This window comes from Isachenkonia alkalipeptolytica, assembly GCF_009910325.1.
GTDB lineage: Bacteria > Bacillota > Clostridia > Peptostreptococcales > T1SED10-28 > Isachenkonia > Isachenkonia alkalipeptolytica.
Map to the genome: position 1 here is coordinate 14,760 of NZ_SUMG01000011.1, position 15,286 is coordinate 30,045.

Sequence of the window (15,286 nt, forward strand, 5' to 3'; positions counted from 1 at the left end):
TTATGAAATTAATCGATATGCACGTTCACACCAATGCTTCTGACGGCGCATTATCCCCGGAAGAAGCGATTCAAAGAGCCATTGAGAATGGACTATCTGGAATGGCCATTACCGATCATGATACGGTTATGGGAGCCCTTTCTGTAAATCAGCTCAATATCCCTGATCATTTTACCGTTATTAAGGGAATTGAATTCAGTACGATGCTAAACAACAAAGAAATTCATATACTGGGATATAACCTTGACCTGGAAGATGAAAGTTTGCAGAATCTATTAAAGAGGATCCAAAACTTTCGCGGTGATCGGGTGCATAAAATTCTACAGAAATTGGAAAGATTCAATATTTCTTTAGATTTTCAGGAGGTTCAAGGTATAGAGCCACCTGACTCTATTGGACGTCCCCATGTTGCCAAAGCCTTGATCCGCAGAGGATTTGTCCGTGACGTTTCCGAGGCTTTTGATCGCTATTTAGCTAAGGGTCGACTCGCCTATGTAGAGCGATACAAGCTGGAAACAAAAGAGGCGATTGATTTGATAAAAAAACTTGGGGGCTTTTCCGTACTGGCCCATCCGGGTCTTCTTAACGAAAAGGATATATTATCTGTGTTGGAAAAAGGAATAGAAGGGATCGAAGTCTATCATCCGAAGCATAGTCAATATGCCGTTAAGGATCTATTTGACTTAGCCACAGCGAGAAATCTGATTATTACCGGAGGATCGGATTTTCATGATTTTTCTATGACAAAGGGTAATGACATCGGCTCCCATACCATACCCATAGATAGTATTGCTTATGACTGAGATAAACAGCCTCTAATCTCTTTTGGTATTTAAAGATTTATATGGATAATAAAATAGAAATTTGTTAAAATGAATACTGTGAGGTAAATTCAGGAGAAAACAACTTATAGGAGGGGTTATAATGAGTATAGAACTATCGAAAAAACATCTTAATTTGTCACCTTCAATGACGTTATCCATTGCTGCAAAGGCTAAAGAACTGAAAGCCGAGGGCAAAGACGTGATCGGCTTTGGCGTTGGGGAGCCGGACTTTAATACCCCGCAGCATATCATCGATAAAGCGGTAGAAGCAATGAATAAAGGGTTGACCGGTTATACTGCAGCTTCCGGAATTCCGGAATTAAAAAAAGCCATTTGTGATAAACTTCAAAAAGATAATGGTTTAGAGTATAGTGCGGATCAAATCATTGTATCTAATGGAGCCAAACATTCGATTTACAATGCCTTGCAAGCTATTTGCAATCCTGGGGATGAAGTTCTAGTCGGAATTCCTTACTGGGTGAGTTATCCGGAACTGGTGAAAATGGCTGACGCTGAACCTGTATTTATTGAAGGAAAAGAAGAAGATGAGTTTAAAATGACTCCTGAGAGCATTAAGAAAAAAATCACATCAAAAACGAAGGCGATTTTACTTAACAGTCCAGGAAATCCTACGGGAACCGTATATACAAAAGAGGAATTGCGTGCCATTGCAGAACTTATGGCTGAACATAATATTATTGTGATTTCCGACGAAATTTATGAGAAGTTAATTTACGGAAATGAACCCCATGTAAGCGTTGCCAGCTTTAACGAAAAGATCAAGGATTTAACCATTGTGGTGAACGGCCTTTCCAAAGGTTATGCCATGACAGGTTGGAGGATCGGTTATACGGCATCAAATAAACAAATCGCAAAAATTATGGGAAACATTCAAAGTCATGCCACTTCCAATCCCAATACTATGGCTCAATACGCCAGTGTAGAAGCCTTAGAGGGTGATCAAAGTTCTCTTGAGAATATGAAAGTTGAATTTAACAAACGAAGAAAGTTTATGGTAAAACGGATCAATGAGATTAATGGAGTGTCCTGTATTGAACCTAAAGGGGCATTTTATGTGATGATGAATATTAAAGAATTGAAGGGGCGAACCTTAGCGGGTAAAATGGTAAATGAGTCCATTGAAATAGCAGAAATCATTTTGGAAAAAGCCCAGGTAGCTCTTGTGCCCGGAATAGCCTTTGGATCCGATGATTATCTTCGCGTTTCCTATGCAAATTCCTTGGAAAACATTAAAACAGGACTGGATCGAGTGGATGAATTTTTGTCCAAGGAATTAAAATAAGGGTACAATCAATTAGGTGAACCGGATCATCAAATAGGGCAGTAGAGAAATTTATCATGAAGGATGTGTAATATTGGAATATAATATTTATCAAAATCCACTGATAGAACGATATACCAGTGAAGAAATGCTTTATACTTTCTCACCGGATAACAAATTTAAGAATTGGCGAAAACTGTGGGTTGCCTTGGCAGAAACAGAAAAAGAGCTGGGATTAAAGATTTCCGATGAACAAATTAATGAACTGAAAGCCCATCAGAAGGATATTAATTATGAGGTTGCTAAAAAAAGGGAACAGGAGACACGACACGATGTAATGAGTCATGTCTATGCCTATGGGATACAATGTCCTAAGGCTAAACCGATCATCCATTTAGGGGCCACCAGTGCCTTTGTGGGTGATAACACAGATATCATTGTTTACCGTGAAGCCCTTCAATTAATTCAAAAGAAACTGATCAACTTAATGGATAAGCTTGGGGCTTTTGCAAAGGCATACAAAGATCTTCCGACTTTAGGTTATACTCATTACCAACCGGCTCAAATAACTACGGTTGGAAAAAGAGCAAGTCTATGGCTGTATGAACTTTACATGGACTATGAAAAGCTTACCTTTATCCTGAATCAAATGAAGTTTCGGGGAGTAAAAGGAACGACAGGAACCCAAGCCAGTTTTTTAGCTCTTTTTGATAACGACAGCGAAAAAGTCAAAACCCTGGATCGTAAGTTATCAAAACGATTGGGTTTTGAAGAGAACTTTCCCCTGACAGGTCAAACTTACTCAAGAAAACAGGATTTTGATTTGCTATATGTGCTAAGTTCCATAGCTCAAAGTATGCATAAAATGACGAACGATATTCGACTCCTTCAACATCTGAAAGAGATTGAAGAGCCCTTTGAAAAGAATCAGATCGGTTCCTCTGCCATGGCCTATAAAAGGAACCCTATGCGCAGTGAACGGATTTCTTCTTTATCAAAATTTGTGATGAGTGCATTACAAAACTTATCCTTTGTAAGCGCCACCCAATGGTTCGAACGAACCCTTGATGACTCTGCGAACCGTAGAATCACCATACCGGAAACTTTTATGGCAACAGATGCTATTTTAGATATCGGCATCAATATCGCTTCAGGTTTGGTGGTGAATGATAAGGTCATAGAGGAAAATCTAAAAAAAGAACTGCCCTTTATGGCAACGGAAAACATTATGATGGAAGCGGTGAAAAAAGGAAAGGACCGACAGGAGCTTCATGAGAGAATTCGACAACATTCCTTGACGGCAGGACATAATGTTAAGAAGCTGGGCATGGAAAATAATTTACTGCAGTTGATTGCAGAGGATTCCTATTTTGGTCTTACGAAAGAGGAGTTGCTCCAAATTGTGGATCCTTATAAGTATACCGGTCGATCCGGGGAGCAGGTGGAGGATTTTATTAACGACAACTTGGTCCCGATTTTACAAAAACATCAGGAGATGTTAGGTGCTGAGGTGCACCTTAAGGTTTAAACTAATGATAGAAATTTGGAGGTACAAATTATGTATAAAGATATAACGATTGCTAAGGTACAGGATTTTGAAGGAGATAAAATACGAATTAAAGGCTGGCTTTATAACAAACGATCCAGTGGTAAAATTCAGTTTTTGCAAGTTCGTGACGGCTCTGGTTTTATTCAAGGAGTGATGATGAAAAAACACGTTTCCGAAGAAGTCTTTGAGCTGTGCAAAACCATTTCTCAAGAGTCTTCCATTGAAGTACTGGGAACCTTGCAAAAAGATGATCGTTCCACTCTGGGGTTTGAAATTTTTGTAGATGAGGTAAAAGTCATTCACCTTGCAGACGATGATTATCCTATTTCTCTAAAAGAACACGGCACCGACTTTCTAATGGAAAATAGACATCTTTGGATGCGAACCCCGAAACAAAATGCGATTCTTCGAATTCGAGATGAAGTCAATTTCACAATTCGGGAGTTCTTTAGAAAAGAAGGTTTTATTTTAACCGAACCACCGATTATAACACCGGCCTCTTGTGAGGGTACAACGGATTTATTTGAAATCGATTATTTTGGAGAAAAGGTGTACCTATCCCAAACGGGACAACTCTATGCAGAAGCTACAGCCATGGCCTTTAATAAAGTTTATACCTTTGGACCTACTTTTCGAGCGGAAAAATCTAAAACACGTAAACATATGAATGAATTTTGGATGGTGGAGCCGGAGATGGCCTTTGCAGACTTTGAAGACAATATGAAGGTTCAAGAAAACTTTGTGGAGTATGTGATCCAAAAAGTTATTAAAACCATGAAGCGAGAACTTCAGGTCTTAGAACGGGATACAGGGGCCTTAGAGCGGGTAAAAGCACCTTTTCCAAGAATCACCTATACCGATGCCATAGAAATGTTACAAAAGGCCGGTTATGAAATTAACTGGGGAGATGATTTTGGGGCTCCTCATGAGACATATATTGCGGAGCAGTATGATAAGCCTGTGTTTATTACCCATTTTCCAGCGGAAATGAAAGCTTTCTATATGCAACCGGATCCTAAGGATCCGAAAGTAATTCTTGGCTCCGATCTTATTGCACCGGAAGGATATGGAGAGATTATTGGTGGCTCCGAGCGAATTCACGATAAAGAGCTGCTATTGGAAAAAATGAAGCAGGAAGGTCTGCCCACGGAAGTATATCAATGGTATGTTGATCTTCGAAAGTATGGTTCCGTACCTCATTCCGGATTTGGATTAGGCCTTGAACGTACAGTAAGTTGGATTTGCGGAATTGATCATATTCGACAATCCATTCCCTTTGCAAGAACCTTAAATCGAGTTTATCCTTAAATAGGATCCTTTTTCTTTGTTTGTAAGCACTGCCTACCGGTGGTGCTTTTTTTCTAAATAAGGCTGACTGAATTTTTAGTATATAATTTTAAATGGAGGTGTTTTACATGTTCGGCGATTATCTTTTTAGTACCACCATCGAAGGCTTGATCGACTCAAAAACCTTAATTCTTCAAAATGATGAAGCTGTAATCAATGTATTATACAAAATGCTTCAAGAGAATTTTCAAGAGGGTTTGGTTTTACTTAAATCAGGAAAAAAAAGGAAAGAATATGGCATCATAACCTTAAGAGATCTCTCCATTAGCAAGGATGATTTGTTTGATTTTGATCAAAAAATCGAGGACAAACTAAGCACCCCCATAGAAGCATTGTCGGACACCACCACTGTTAAAGCGGCGCTAAAAGCTTTTGAAGAATTACAAAGTGAGAGCCTTCCCGTTGAAAGTAATGGGCAACTTGTGGGAGTAGTTCGAAAGAAGGATTTTTTCAATCGATATTTTCCCCAACTCTATGATATGAATCATAAGTATAAAGATATCATCAATCATATGCATGAAGCGGTATCGGTAATCGATCAAAATGGTTATGTTAGACTTTGGAATAAGCAAGCAGAAGAACTGTATCAAATTCCCCGGGAGAAAATCGTAAATGAAAAAATGTCAGTTTTCTTTCCAAATGCCTTGGGACTTAAAATTCTTGAGACCCGAAAAGCTATCAAAAATGTATATTATTCTCCGAAAGAGGACTATTATGTTTCCATTAGTTCTCTTCCCGTTTATATTAATAAAAAGTTTATCGGTGTGGTATCTACGGAGAAGGATCTTACCCAACAAAAAAATCTTACTACTAAGTTAGAAAACGCAAACTCTAAAATAACCTCCTTACAACAAAAAGTGGCAGAGATTCACGGTTATTCAAATTCTTTTTTTGATGATATAAAAGGTCATGATCCTATTCTACTGGAGAAAATTGAATTGGCTAAATATGTAAGCAAAACAAATACCAATGTACTTATTACCGGGGAAAGTGGAACGGGAAAAGAGCTGTTTGCAAAGGGAATCCATGGTCAAAGCGGTAGGGAAGGAGCTTTTGTAAGTGTGAACTGTAGTGCTATTCCCCATGGGTTATTTGAAAGTGAATTTTTCGGTTATGAAGATGGGGCGTTTACGGGAGCCATAAAGGGAGGGAAGGCAGGATACTTTAAACTTTCGGACAAAGGAACTCTATTTCTAGATGAAGTAGGAGAACTCCCATTAGAGCTTCAGGCTAAGCTCTTGCGTGTACTGGACGAGCAAAAGGTCAGCCCCTTAGGTTCTGAGCAAATGATTCCTGTTGATGTTCGTATTATTGCAGCTACAAATCGTAATATGAAACAGTTGGTTGAAAACGAACAATTTCGTCATGATTTATATTATCGTCTTAATGTTGTAGAGATCGACTTGCCTCCTTTACGGAAAAGAATAGAGGATATTGTTATTCTATTCCATCAATTCTTGGAAGCCTATAGTAAAGAAAATAATATCGAGATCAAAAGCATTGACCCTGAAATTTATTCTTACCTCAAAACAGCTTCTTGGGAGGGTAATATAAGGGAACTTCGAAACACGGTAGAGTATCTTGTCGTGTTATCCAAAAATGGCATTATTAAACCAGAGGCTTTGCCTGACTATATAAAAGAACAAAAACCTCAGGAGGTAGTGGATACAGATCCTGTGTATAAGAATTTGGAATACCAAATGGATCATTTTGAAAAGGTTTTAATTGAAAGGGCTTTAGAAATCAATAATTATAATAAAAGTAAGACGGCGAAATATTTGGAAATACCTAGAAGTACACTTTATTACAAATTAGAAAAACATGAATTGGAATAATGCGAAGGGTGTACCTTTTCATTCCCGGCACAGCGACTTGTGCAGAAAAGCGTCGGTATGCTCGATACAGTGTCGGTTTTTCGGACCTCTAAAATAATGGAAAACAGGGAATAATAAATAAATAACAAGTAAGTGTCAGTTGATTGTACAACGACAAAGGGAATTGTTGTTAAAGCCAAAGGGATACCATACTAAGATTAAGCACACCGCCCGTTTTCAGAAAATTCTCGGATTTGGCATGGGTTTTGCAACATACTTAATAGGAGGTGTTAAGTAATGAATCAACGGATTGAAAGTCATCCAATCATTGATGTACCTTTGAATCGGAAGGTTAAATTCTTCTATAATGGAAAAATCCATTTTGGAGTTGAGGGAGATACCGTTGCATCGGCTCTGCATGCTGCAGGTATTACTGAACTAAGTAAAAGTATTAAACACCAACGACCTAGAGGATTTTACTGCGCAATAGGGAACTGTTCTTCTTGCTTTATGCGAGTCAATGGTAAGCCTAATGTTAAAACCTGTGTAGAACCCCTGCAAGAGAATATGGTAGTAGAAAGTCAAGGTGGGAGGGGGTCTATAAAATGATTCGAAGGGATATTTTAGTGATTGGAGGAGGTCCGTCTGGATTATGTGCTGCCATCGCTGCGGCAAAAAGTGGTGCAACGGTTTTGCTTGTAGAGCGAAGTAAATACCTAGGGGGACAATTAGTAAAACAAACCCACATGTTTTTTGGATCTGAAAAGCAATATGCCTCAAAACGGGGTATTGATATTGGAAAAACCTTAGCGGAAGAGGTGACATCCCACGAGAATATTAAAATCCTTACCGATACCACAGCACTAGGGATTTATGAAGATGGTGTTGTGACGTTGGAACAGAGAAAAAACCAAGAAGAGATTTATATAAAGGTTCGACCAAAATCAATAATTGTGGGCACCGGTGCATTAGAAAAGTCACTGCCTTTTCCGAATAATGATTTACCGGGAATATACGGTGCCGGAGCGGTACAGACGTTAATGAATGAATACTTGGTTAAACCGGGAAACCGCGTGCTGATGGTTGGAGCCGGAAATATTGGATTGATTATAAGTTATCAGCTATTACAGGCCGGAGTTGAAGTGGCAGGGATCATTGATGCTTCTTCAAATATTGGAGGCTATCTAGTCCATGCTTCAAAAATTCGTCGATCGGGGGTACCCATTCTTACAGGATATACTATTGTAAAGGCAGAAGGAGAAAACCATCTTGAAAAAGCTACAATCGCAAAAGTTGATCAAAATTGGAAGCCGATCCCCGGCACAGAGAAAGAAATGGATGTGGATGTGATATGTATCTCTGTAGGTCTTACCCCTTCTTCCGCATTTTTTTGGCAGGGAGGCTGCGACATGGAATACGTACGGGAGTTAGGCGGTTATGTTCCAAAACGGAATAAGTATTTACAAACAACTGTTGAAAATATTTATGTTGCTGGGGATTCAGCGGGGATTGAAGAGGCCAGCAGTGCAATGGTAGAAGGGTCGATCGCAGGTCTTGCTGCAAGTCATGATTTAGGTTTGGTTTATGAGGCCTATGATCAAGAAATGGAGGAACTGTTACAAGAACTGCAAGCACTCAGAGGGGGAGAAAAAGGTGGCCATGTTCGTAAAGGTTATGAAAAAGCAGGTTTATAATTTGCAGGAGGTGATGTAAGTTGCTAAGAACCACAGGCGTTCCCACCGAACAGGAATTAGATGCTGTTTTCCCATCGAAAGAACGATTAGAAAAAGGACCGGTAGTGGTGGTGGAGTGCTTCGAGACCATTCCATGCAACCCTTGTTATACCGCTTGTCACTCTGGAGGGATAAGAGCTTTTAAAAATATAATAGATCTTCCCACGGTTGATTATGAAGAATGTAACGGATGTACTTTATGTATCAGCAGCTGTCCCGGTCTGGCTATTATGGTAATTGATTATCGGTACCATAAAGATTATGTAAAAATGACGATTCCTTTTGAATTTTCACCCCTGCCGAAACCCGAAGATTGGGTGATGGGGCTTAATCGGAACGGAAAAGAAGTTAAAAGAGTCCAGGTTTTATCGGTTAAAAATACTAAACACCTGGATAAAACCCCTATGATTTCCATTGCGGTTCCTAAAGGCCAATTTAAAGAGATACGAAACATCAGGGTAGGTGATTTATAATGACAAATCAGGATGTGATTCTATGTCGTTGTGAGGACATTACCGTGCAGGATATTCACGATGCCATAGCTAAAGGATACTATACCTTCGAAGAGATCAAAAGAATTACTAGGGTGGGCATGGGGCCTTGTCAAGGGAGAACTTGTTTGATGCTCATTCTTAGGGAATTATCCGTTGTTACCAATCAACCAATTGAAAATCTTTTACCGGACACTTATCGACCTCCGACCAAATCCGTAAGTTTTAATTTGTTTGTGAAAAACAAAATAGAAGGAGGGGGAGAGGATGGTTTCTAAAGCAGAAATTGTAATTATCGGTGGTGGAATATCCGGCTGTGCCATTGCCTATAATTTAGCGAAAAAAGGAATGAAAAACATCGTGTTGCTGGAAAAAGAGTATATTTCCAGCGGAGCAACCGGACGTTGTGGAGCCGGCATCCGTCAACAGTGGGCTACGGAGATGAACTGTCAAGTGGCAAAACTATCTCGAGAGTTTTTTGAAACTGCCGAAGAAAAATTAGGATACGATCATGATATTGAATTTAAACAAAAGGGTTATTTAATTTTAGCAGCAACGGAGGAAGAGGATGTTCAATCGAAAAAAAACGTTGCTCTGCAAAACTCTCTTGGAATTGATTCGAGATACATTTCTTTAGAGGATGCAAGAGAACTTGTTCCAATCCTTAACACTAAAGATTTCATCAGTGCGACTTTCTGCAAGGATGATGGGCACCTTAATCCGTGGCATACCACCTTAGCTTTTGCAAAGGCATCGGAAAGATTAGGAGTAAAGATTTATACTCATACGGAGGTTAAGGGGATTGATCATAAAAATGGAGAAATCTTCGGCGTAGAAACCAATAGAGGATATATCCAAACCAATCAAGTGGTCAATGCCGCAGGAGGTCACGCACAAGTAATCGGAGATATGGTAGGGATTGAGCTTCCTGTGTACTCTGAAAGACATCAAATTCTTGTGACAGAACCGGTAGCTCCGATACTCGATCCTATGATCATTTCTTTTTCTAAAGATATTTATTGCCAACAGGTTCCCCACGGTGCATTTATTATGGGTCGGGGAGGAGAAAATGAACCTAGAGACCTTAGAAACACTTGTAGTTGGGATTTTTTAGAAAAAATGACTGAAACCGCTTTAAGTATTTTGCCGAACTTAAAAAAAACCAGGGTACTGAGACAGTGGTCCGGGATGTACAATATCAGTCCTGACAAACAACCGATTTATGGTGATGTTCCAGGAATGAAGGGATTCTTTTTAGCCGTCGGATTCAGTGGTCATGGTTTTATGTTCGGACCCGCTACCGGATTATTAATGGCAGAATTCATCCTTGGAGAAAAGACCACGTTGCCTATAGATAAGCTTCATATTACTCGATTTGAAAAAGGGGAGCTGATGTGGGAGGCTTCGGTGGTATAGTAGACTCTAAACTTTTTCAAAGCTTATTGAATACTTCTGAATGTTTCGGCTCAGTCCATTTTATTGACCAAAAAAACTGAAGTATTCTAGGTTTTGCATTTTTTCATAGTAAGTTGGACACAACATATTAAGCCTTTACAAATTAAGGCTTTAAGGTCAAGAATAAACTTGATCTTAAGGTCTTAATAATTTTTTTTGCAATGATTCATGATATCCGTTGAAAGTTATAAGTTATATGCTAAATCATAAATAGCGGAATTAATTCATTATATTAACATGAAATAAATTTGCTTTTATAATTATCATATTAAAATCCGCTTATGATTTTTTAAACGCCTTTGAATTTTTCATGAAAAACATAAATTCTGACGCATATATTAGGGGAGTGACAAGAACTATAGCTTTAACACATTGCTAAAACTCGACTAACCATTAATACCAGGGTAAAATAATGAGCCAAAGGGGTAGACAGATGACAAAAGGTAGTATATAATATTGATTATAACTATTCCTTAAATGTATATTTTGGGAATAGATAAATAGGATTAAAAAGGAGAGTACATTTATGAGTTCTACTAATAACAATCAAAACTTTACTTACGGCAAATCCAATAAACCTCAAAATCTTTTACTTCAAGAACATAAATTTATTCAGCATTGTAAATCCATAGAGAATCAATTACCGGAATATCTGGAAGATTTTTTTCTATACTTAAAAAGCTCTGTAGCATTAACCACACGGCAAGCTTATCTTGAGGATGTACTGTTTTTCTTTCGTTATCTTGTAGAGCATACAAAACTTGTCCATGCTTCCCTTGTTTCGGAAATACCTCTGTCGGATCTTCAAGCCATTACTGCCAAAGACATTAACCGGTATCTTGGAGATTACTGTACGCACTATGTTGTTGATGAAGAATCATCTCAAAAAATCGTGGAAAATCAAAATCGTTCCCTATCAAGGAAAAAATCATCTCTTTCGGTTTTATTCAAGTTTTTATTCCGAGAAGGTTTAATGGAAAAAAATATTACCGATGGTTTTAACCCTATTAAACTTCCGAAACCACAACCGGATGCCATCAAACGTCTTGAAATTGAAGAAATTGAAGAACTATTACAGTTAGTGGACACAGGACATTTATTCACAAAAAAAGAAAAATCCTTTTGGGAGAAAACAAAGTTTCGTGATAAAGCCATTATCATGCTTTTTATTACTTATGGACTGCGAATCAGTGAACTGCAACAGTTAAACCTGTCTTCCTTTAACTTTAGACGAATGGAATTTAAAATCTACCGTAAACGGGGTAAGGAAGTTGAAATGCCCCTAAATCATACGACAAAAACCGTAATTGATGAGTATATCCAGTTGGAACGTCCCAAAAGTATGGAGTTAGAGCCAGAACATAGCGATGCACTTTTTCTTTCCCTTCAAAAAAAACGGATGACTGTAAGAAGTATCCGTAATCTAATCAAAAAATATACCGCTTTAGTCTTAAAAACCGATGTAAAAAAAGGCTATAGCCCCCATAAGCTCCGTGCCACAGCGGCAACAACGTTAATCGCCAGAGGGTTTTCTGTATATGATGTTCAAAACTTGTTGGATCATGATAATATTACGACGACCCAGTTATATGCTGCCCATCGGAAAAATGTTAAAAAAGAAATTATTTCAAATTTTGAATGGACAGAGGAGTCCGATGAAAGTGATTAAAGTTCGAACAGATTTAATGTTAGGGTTAGATTATTAGGATTAGATTATAGGTATAAGTTTCTAATGAAAGTTATGATAAACTTAGTGAAATATTAGCAGAACTAATGTTTGAATGGTGTTTTGATTTATGATATAATAGTGTAAAATACAATAAAAGGAGCAAATACTATGTATGAAGATTTGAATTCAAGCCAAATCAAAATTTTAAACTACCTTAAATACCAACTTCAAAATAAAGGGTATCCCCCTTCAGTTCGAGAAATTTGTCATGCGGTGGAGTTGAAATCCACCTCTACCGTCCATGCTCATTTGGCCAAACTTGAAAAAAAAGGATACATACGCAAAGATCCTACAAAACCCAGAGCCATTGAAATTCTTCATTCAGATTCAAATTTAGATTTTAAGCTTCAAAAAGAAATCATCAATGTTCCGGTGATCGGCAAGGTTACTGCGGGAGAACCTATTTTAGCGGTTGAGAACATTGAAGATACCTTCCCTTTGCCAGTGGATTTTGTAGACTCTAAGAACCATGAAATTTTCATTTTAAAAATCAAAGGGGACAGCATGGTAGATGCAGGGATTTTTGATGGTGATTTTATTGTGGTCAGCCAGCAAAGCACAGCAAATAATGGTGATATTGTTGTGGCATTGATTGAAGAAGAAGCCACGGTTAAACGATTTTACAAAGAGCAAGACCAAATTCGCCTACAACCGGAGAATAAAAACATGGATCCGATTTATACCTCAGAAGCCACTATTTTAGGCCTTGTTGTTGGAGTTTATCGAAAAACTGTTTAGCCAATGAACAAAAGATACTACAGTAAAAACATGAACTGATGGTAAAACTTCCCCTTATAATTCTTTGACATTTACTAAGGAATTATAAGGGGAAGTTTTTATTTTTTAAGGTTTTCTAAAGCTTTTAAAGCTCCGATTTTCCCGTGAGCATAGTCTAAGCCTCCTTGGAAGTAGACGATGTACGGTTCTTTAATTGGTGCATCGGCACTAAGCTCAATCGAAGAACCTTGAATAAAGGTTCCCGCCGCCATGATGATTTTGTGACTGTAGCCCGGCATATCCCATGGTTCAGGCTTTACAAAGGCATCCACAGGAGCAACCTCTTGAATAGCTTCACAAAAGGCTAGTACTTTTTCTCTAGATCCTAAACGGATCGATTGAATGATATCACTGCGTTCCTGTAATGGATCGGGCTTAACCTCGTAACCGGCTTTTTGAAATAAGGCCCCACAAAAAACTGCGGATTTAATTGCTTGTGATACAGTATTAGGGGCTAGAAACAGTCCTTGAAACAGGGAACGGGATTGTCCAAAGGTTAAGCCGCATTCCCGTTCAATTCCAGGCATTGTGTGTTCCTGGGCTATCAGTTTGATTAAGGTCTCTTTTCCTGCAATATAGCCACCGGATAAGGCAATGCCGCCTCCAGGATTTTTGATGAGGGAACCGGCTAACAGATCCACCCCTACTTCCGTAGGCTCCCTTCGCTCTAAAAACTCACCGTAACAATTATCCACCATACAGATAACTGAAGGATTAATAGACTTCACGAGCGTAACCACTTTTTTTATATTCTCAATCGTTAGTGCTTGTCGGAAATGATATCCTGTAGATCGTTGCACATAGATCATTTTGATATTAGGATTCTCTTCAAGGGTTTTTTCAATTTCTTTAAAATCCAGGGACCCATCTTGTAGAAATGAGATTTCCTGATAATCGATGCCTTGATTCATTAAACTCTTTTGATAATCCCCCTTTAAACCGATTATTTCATCCAGGGTATCATAGGGTTTACCTGTAACGGATACAAGGCCATCTCCTTGCTTTAACAGACTCTTTAGACATAGACCCAACACATGGGTACCATTTGCAAAACTAGAGCGAACAATGGCATCCTCTGTCTTAAATACTTCGGCATACAAGGCATCAATTTTTTCTCTTCCTAAATCACTGTATCCATAGCCCGTAGTCCAGTTAAAATGTTGATCACTGAGTCCTACTTTTTTCATAGCTAACAATACTTTATAGAAGTTGTACTCCTTAATTTTTTCAATTTGATCAAAGCTTTGTTTAAGATTTTTCTCTACGGCTTCTCCAAGATGGAAGGTTTCTTGAGAAATCTTATACTCTGATAATAACAACCCTTCGATCCTAGTCATAAATACCCTCCTTATTTTTCTTTTCAATATAACCAAGAACCTCATTAAGAAGGACCTCTTCCTTTTCATAACGGTCAACTAAAAACCACTTGATGAAGTCATATCTTTTAAACCATGTGATTTGACGCTTAGCATAGCGCCTTGTATTCTTTTTTAAAATCCGAATAGCGTCGTGTAATGTATTTTCTCCGTTCAGGTAACGTATAATTTCTTTATAGCCCAAACCTTTAAAAGCTTTTAGCTCTTTTGAATATCCTTTTTCCAAGAGCCTCTTCACTTCTTTTACCAAGCCTTCTTCTATCATTATATCCACCCGAAGGTTAATCCGCTCATATAAGTTTTTCCGTTTTCGGTTAAGACCAATTAGAATCGGCTGAAACTCTGACGTTAATTGTAAATCTTCTTTAAAATCTCCGAGATTTTCTCCGGTTTCGTAGTTGATTTCCAGAGCCCTGATGACTTTCACTAAGTTATTGGGATGAATCTTTTCTGCCGCTTTAGGATCAACTTTTTGCAATTTTTGATAAATATAGTCTTTACCGTAGAGCTCACTTTCTTCTTTCAGGGTATTTCGAAAAGATGGATTAGAAACGGACTTACCAAAATCCATATCGTAAAGCAGGGCATTAACATAAAGCCCAGTACCACCACTGACAATGGGAGTTTTCCCGCGGCTTAAAATCTCTTGAATATGTTGTTTTGCTCGGACCTCAAAGTCTGCAACAGAAAAATCCTCATCGGGAAAGATTTCATCTATCATATAATGGGGGATCCCCTCTTGTTCCTGTTTACTCGGTTTTGCAGTTCCAATATTCATTTCTTTATAGATTTGCATGGAATCTGCATATATTACTTCTCCATCCAAGGCTTTAGCTAATTCAATGGTTAAGCTTGTTTTTCCAACAGCAGTTGGGCCTACAATGAATATCACATGTTTCTTCAAGGAAT

General features: G+C 38.3%; 14 protein-coding genes. 12 read left to right on the forward strand and 2 right to left on the reverse strand.

What is annotated here, in order from left to right; translation table 11 throughout:
* Positions 1 to 2 precede the first annotated feature (2 nt).
* From ISALK_RS09555 to lexA, 12 genes are all read left to right on the forward strand, one after another.
* Positions 3 to 803, forward strand: a complete 801-nt coding sequence (locus ISALK_RS09555; protein ID WP_160721660.1) for a PHP domain-containing protein — start codon at positions 3 to 5, stop codon at positions 801 to 803.
* Between the two features lie 127 nt (positions 804 to 930).
* The gene (locus ISALK_RS09560; RefSeq protein ID WP_160721778.1) at positions 931 to 2,127 is read left to right on the forward strand and encodes a pyridoxal phosphate-dependent aminotransferase; all 1,197 of its coding nucleotides are present in this window, start codon (positions 931 to 933) and stop codon (positions 2,125 to 2,127) included.
* A 70-nt stretch (positions 2,128 to 2,197) separates the two neighbouring features.
* Complete coding sequence (purB, locus tag ISALK_RS09565; protein WP_160721782.1) at positions 2,198 to 3,634, forward strand: adenylosuccinate lyase; 1,437 nt, start codon at positions 2,198 to 2,200, stop codon at positions 3,632 to 3,634.
* A gap of 30 nt (positions 3,635 to 3,664) precedes the next feature.
* Complete coding sequence (gene asnS / locus ISALK_RS09570; protein ID WP_160721662.1) at positions 3,665 to 4,963, forward strand: asparagine--tRNA ligase; 1,299 nt, start codon at positions 3,665 to 3,667, stop codon at positions 4,961 to 4,963.
* A 236-nt stretch (positions 4,964 to 5,199) separates the two neighbouring features.
* Complete coding sequence (locus ISALK_RS09575; protein ID WP_160721664.1) at positions 5,200 to 6,837, forward strand: sigma-54-dependent Fis family transcriptional regulator; 1,638 nt, start codon at positions 5,200 to 5,202, stop codon at positions 6,835 to 6,837.
* Between the two features lie 276 nt (positions 6,838 to 7,113).
* Complete coding sequence (locus tag ISALK_RS09580) at positions 7,114 to 7,425, forward strand: (2Fe-2S)-binding protein (protein WP_160721666.1); 312 nt, start codon at positions 7,114 to 7,116, stop codon at positions 7,423 to 7,425.
* A complete protein-coding gene (locus tag ISALK_RS09585; protein WP_160721668.1) occupies positions 7,422 to 8,510 on the forward strand; it encodes an NAD(P)/FAD-dependent oxidoreductase in 1,089 nt (362 codons plus the stop codon). The genes ISALK_RS09580 and ISALK_RS09585 overlap by 4 nt, the downstream gene beginning before the upstream one ends.
* Positions 8,511 to 8,530: 20 nt before the next feature.
* The gene (locus ISALK_RS09590; RefSeq protein ID WP_160721670.1) at positions 8,531 to 9,022 is read left to right on the forward strand and encodes a 4Fe-4S binding protein; all 492 of its coding nucleotides are present in this window, start codon (positions 8,531 to 8,533) and stop codon (positions 9,020 to 9,022) included.
* A complete protein-coding gene (locus ISALK_RS09595) occupies positions 9,022 to 9,318 on the forward strand; it encodes a (2Fe-2S)-binding protein (protein WP_160721672.1) in 297 nt (98 codons plus the stop codon). The genes ISALK_RS09590 and ISALK_RS09595 overlap by 1 nt, the downstream gene beginning before the upstream one ends.
* Entirely contained in the window at positions 9,308 to 10,456 is a 1,149-nt protein-coding gene (locus ISALK_RS09600; RefSeq protein ID WP_160721674.1) for an NAD(P)/FAD-dependent oxidoreductase, read from the forward strand. Before ISALK_RS09595 ends, ISALK_RS09600 begins: the two co-directional genes overlap by 11 nt.
* A 565-nt stretch (positions 10,457 to 11,021) precedes the next feature.
* Positions 11,022 to 12,164: a tyrosine-type recombinase/integrase gene (locus ISALK_RS09605; RefSeq protein WP_160721676.1), complete on the forward strand. Its 1,143-nt coding sequence runs from the start codon at positions 11,022 to 11,024 to the stop codon at positions 12,162 to 12,164.
* Between the two features lie 168 nt (positions 12,165 to 12,332).
* The gene (lexA, locus tag ISALK_RS09610) at positions 12,333 to 12,962 is read left to right on the forward strand and encodes a transcriptional repressor LexA (protein ID WP_160721678.1); all 630 of its coding nucleotides are present in this window, start codon (positions 12,333 to 12,335) and stop codon (positions 12,960 to 12,962) included.
* Between the two features lie 98 nt (positions 12,963 to 13,060).
* Here lexA and ISALK_RS09615 read toward each other — a convergent pair whose 3' ends face one another.
* Positions 13,061 to 14,338, reverse strand: coding sequence for a methionine gamma-lyase family protein (locus ISALK_RS09615; RefSeq protein ID WP_160721680.1), 1,278 nt, complete (start codon positions 14,336 to 14,338; stop codon positions 13,061 to 13,063).
* Positions 14,331 to 15,281: a tRNA (adenosine(37)-N6)-dimethylallyltransferase MiaA gene (miaA, locus tag ISALK_RS09620; RefSeq protein ID WP_160721682.1), complete on the reverse strand. Its 951-nt coding sequence runs from the start codon at positions 15,279 to 15,281 to the stop codon at positions 14,331 to 14,333. Before miaA ends, ISALK_RS09615 begins: the two co-directional genes overlap by 8 nt.
* Positions 15,282 to 15,286: the final 5 nt, after the last annotated feature.

What these genes read in the sequence shown, in the direction of transcription:
- ISALK_RS09595 (WP_160721672.1), top strand. Translation starts at nt 9,022, where the DNA reads ATGACAAATCAGGATGTGATTCTATGTCGTTGTGAGGACATTACCGTG.
- ISALK_RS09605 (WP_160721676.1), top strand. Translation starts at nt 11,022, where the DNA reads ATGAGTTCTACTAATAACAATCAAAACTTTACTTACGGCAAATCCAAT.
- ISALK_RS09600 (WP_160721674.1), top strand. Translation starts at nt 9,308, where the DNA reads ATGGTTTCTAAAGCAGAAATTGTAATTATCGGTGGTGGAATATCCGGC.
- asnS (WP_160721662.1), top strand. Translation starts at nt 3,665, where the DNA reads ATGTATAAAGATATAACGATTGCTAAGGTACAGGATTTTGAAGGAGAT.
- ISALK_RS09585 (WP_160721668.1), top strand. Translation starts at nt 7,422, where the DNA reads ATGATTCGAAGGGATATTTTAGTGATTGGAGGAGGTCCGTCTGGATTA.
- lexA (WP_160721678.1), top strand. Translation starts at nt 12,333, where the DNA reads ATGTATGAAGATTTGAATTCAAGCCAAATCAAAATTTTAAACTACCTT.
- ISALK_RS09580 (WP_160721666.1), top strand. Translation starts at nt 7,114, where the DNA reads ATGAATCAACGGATTGAAAGTCATCCAATCATTGATGTACCTTTGAAT.
- ISALK_RS09615 (WP_160721680.1), bottom strand. Translation starts at nt 14,338, where the DNA reads ATGACTAGGATCGAAGGGTTGTTATTATCAGAGTATAAGATTTCTCAA.
- ISALK_RS09555 (WP_160721660.1), top strand. Translation starts at nt 3, where the DNA reads ATGAAATTAATCGATATGCACGTTCACACCAATGCTTCTGACGGCGCA.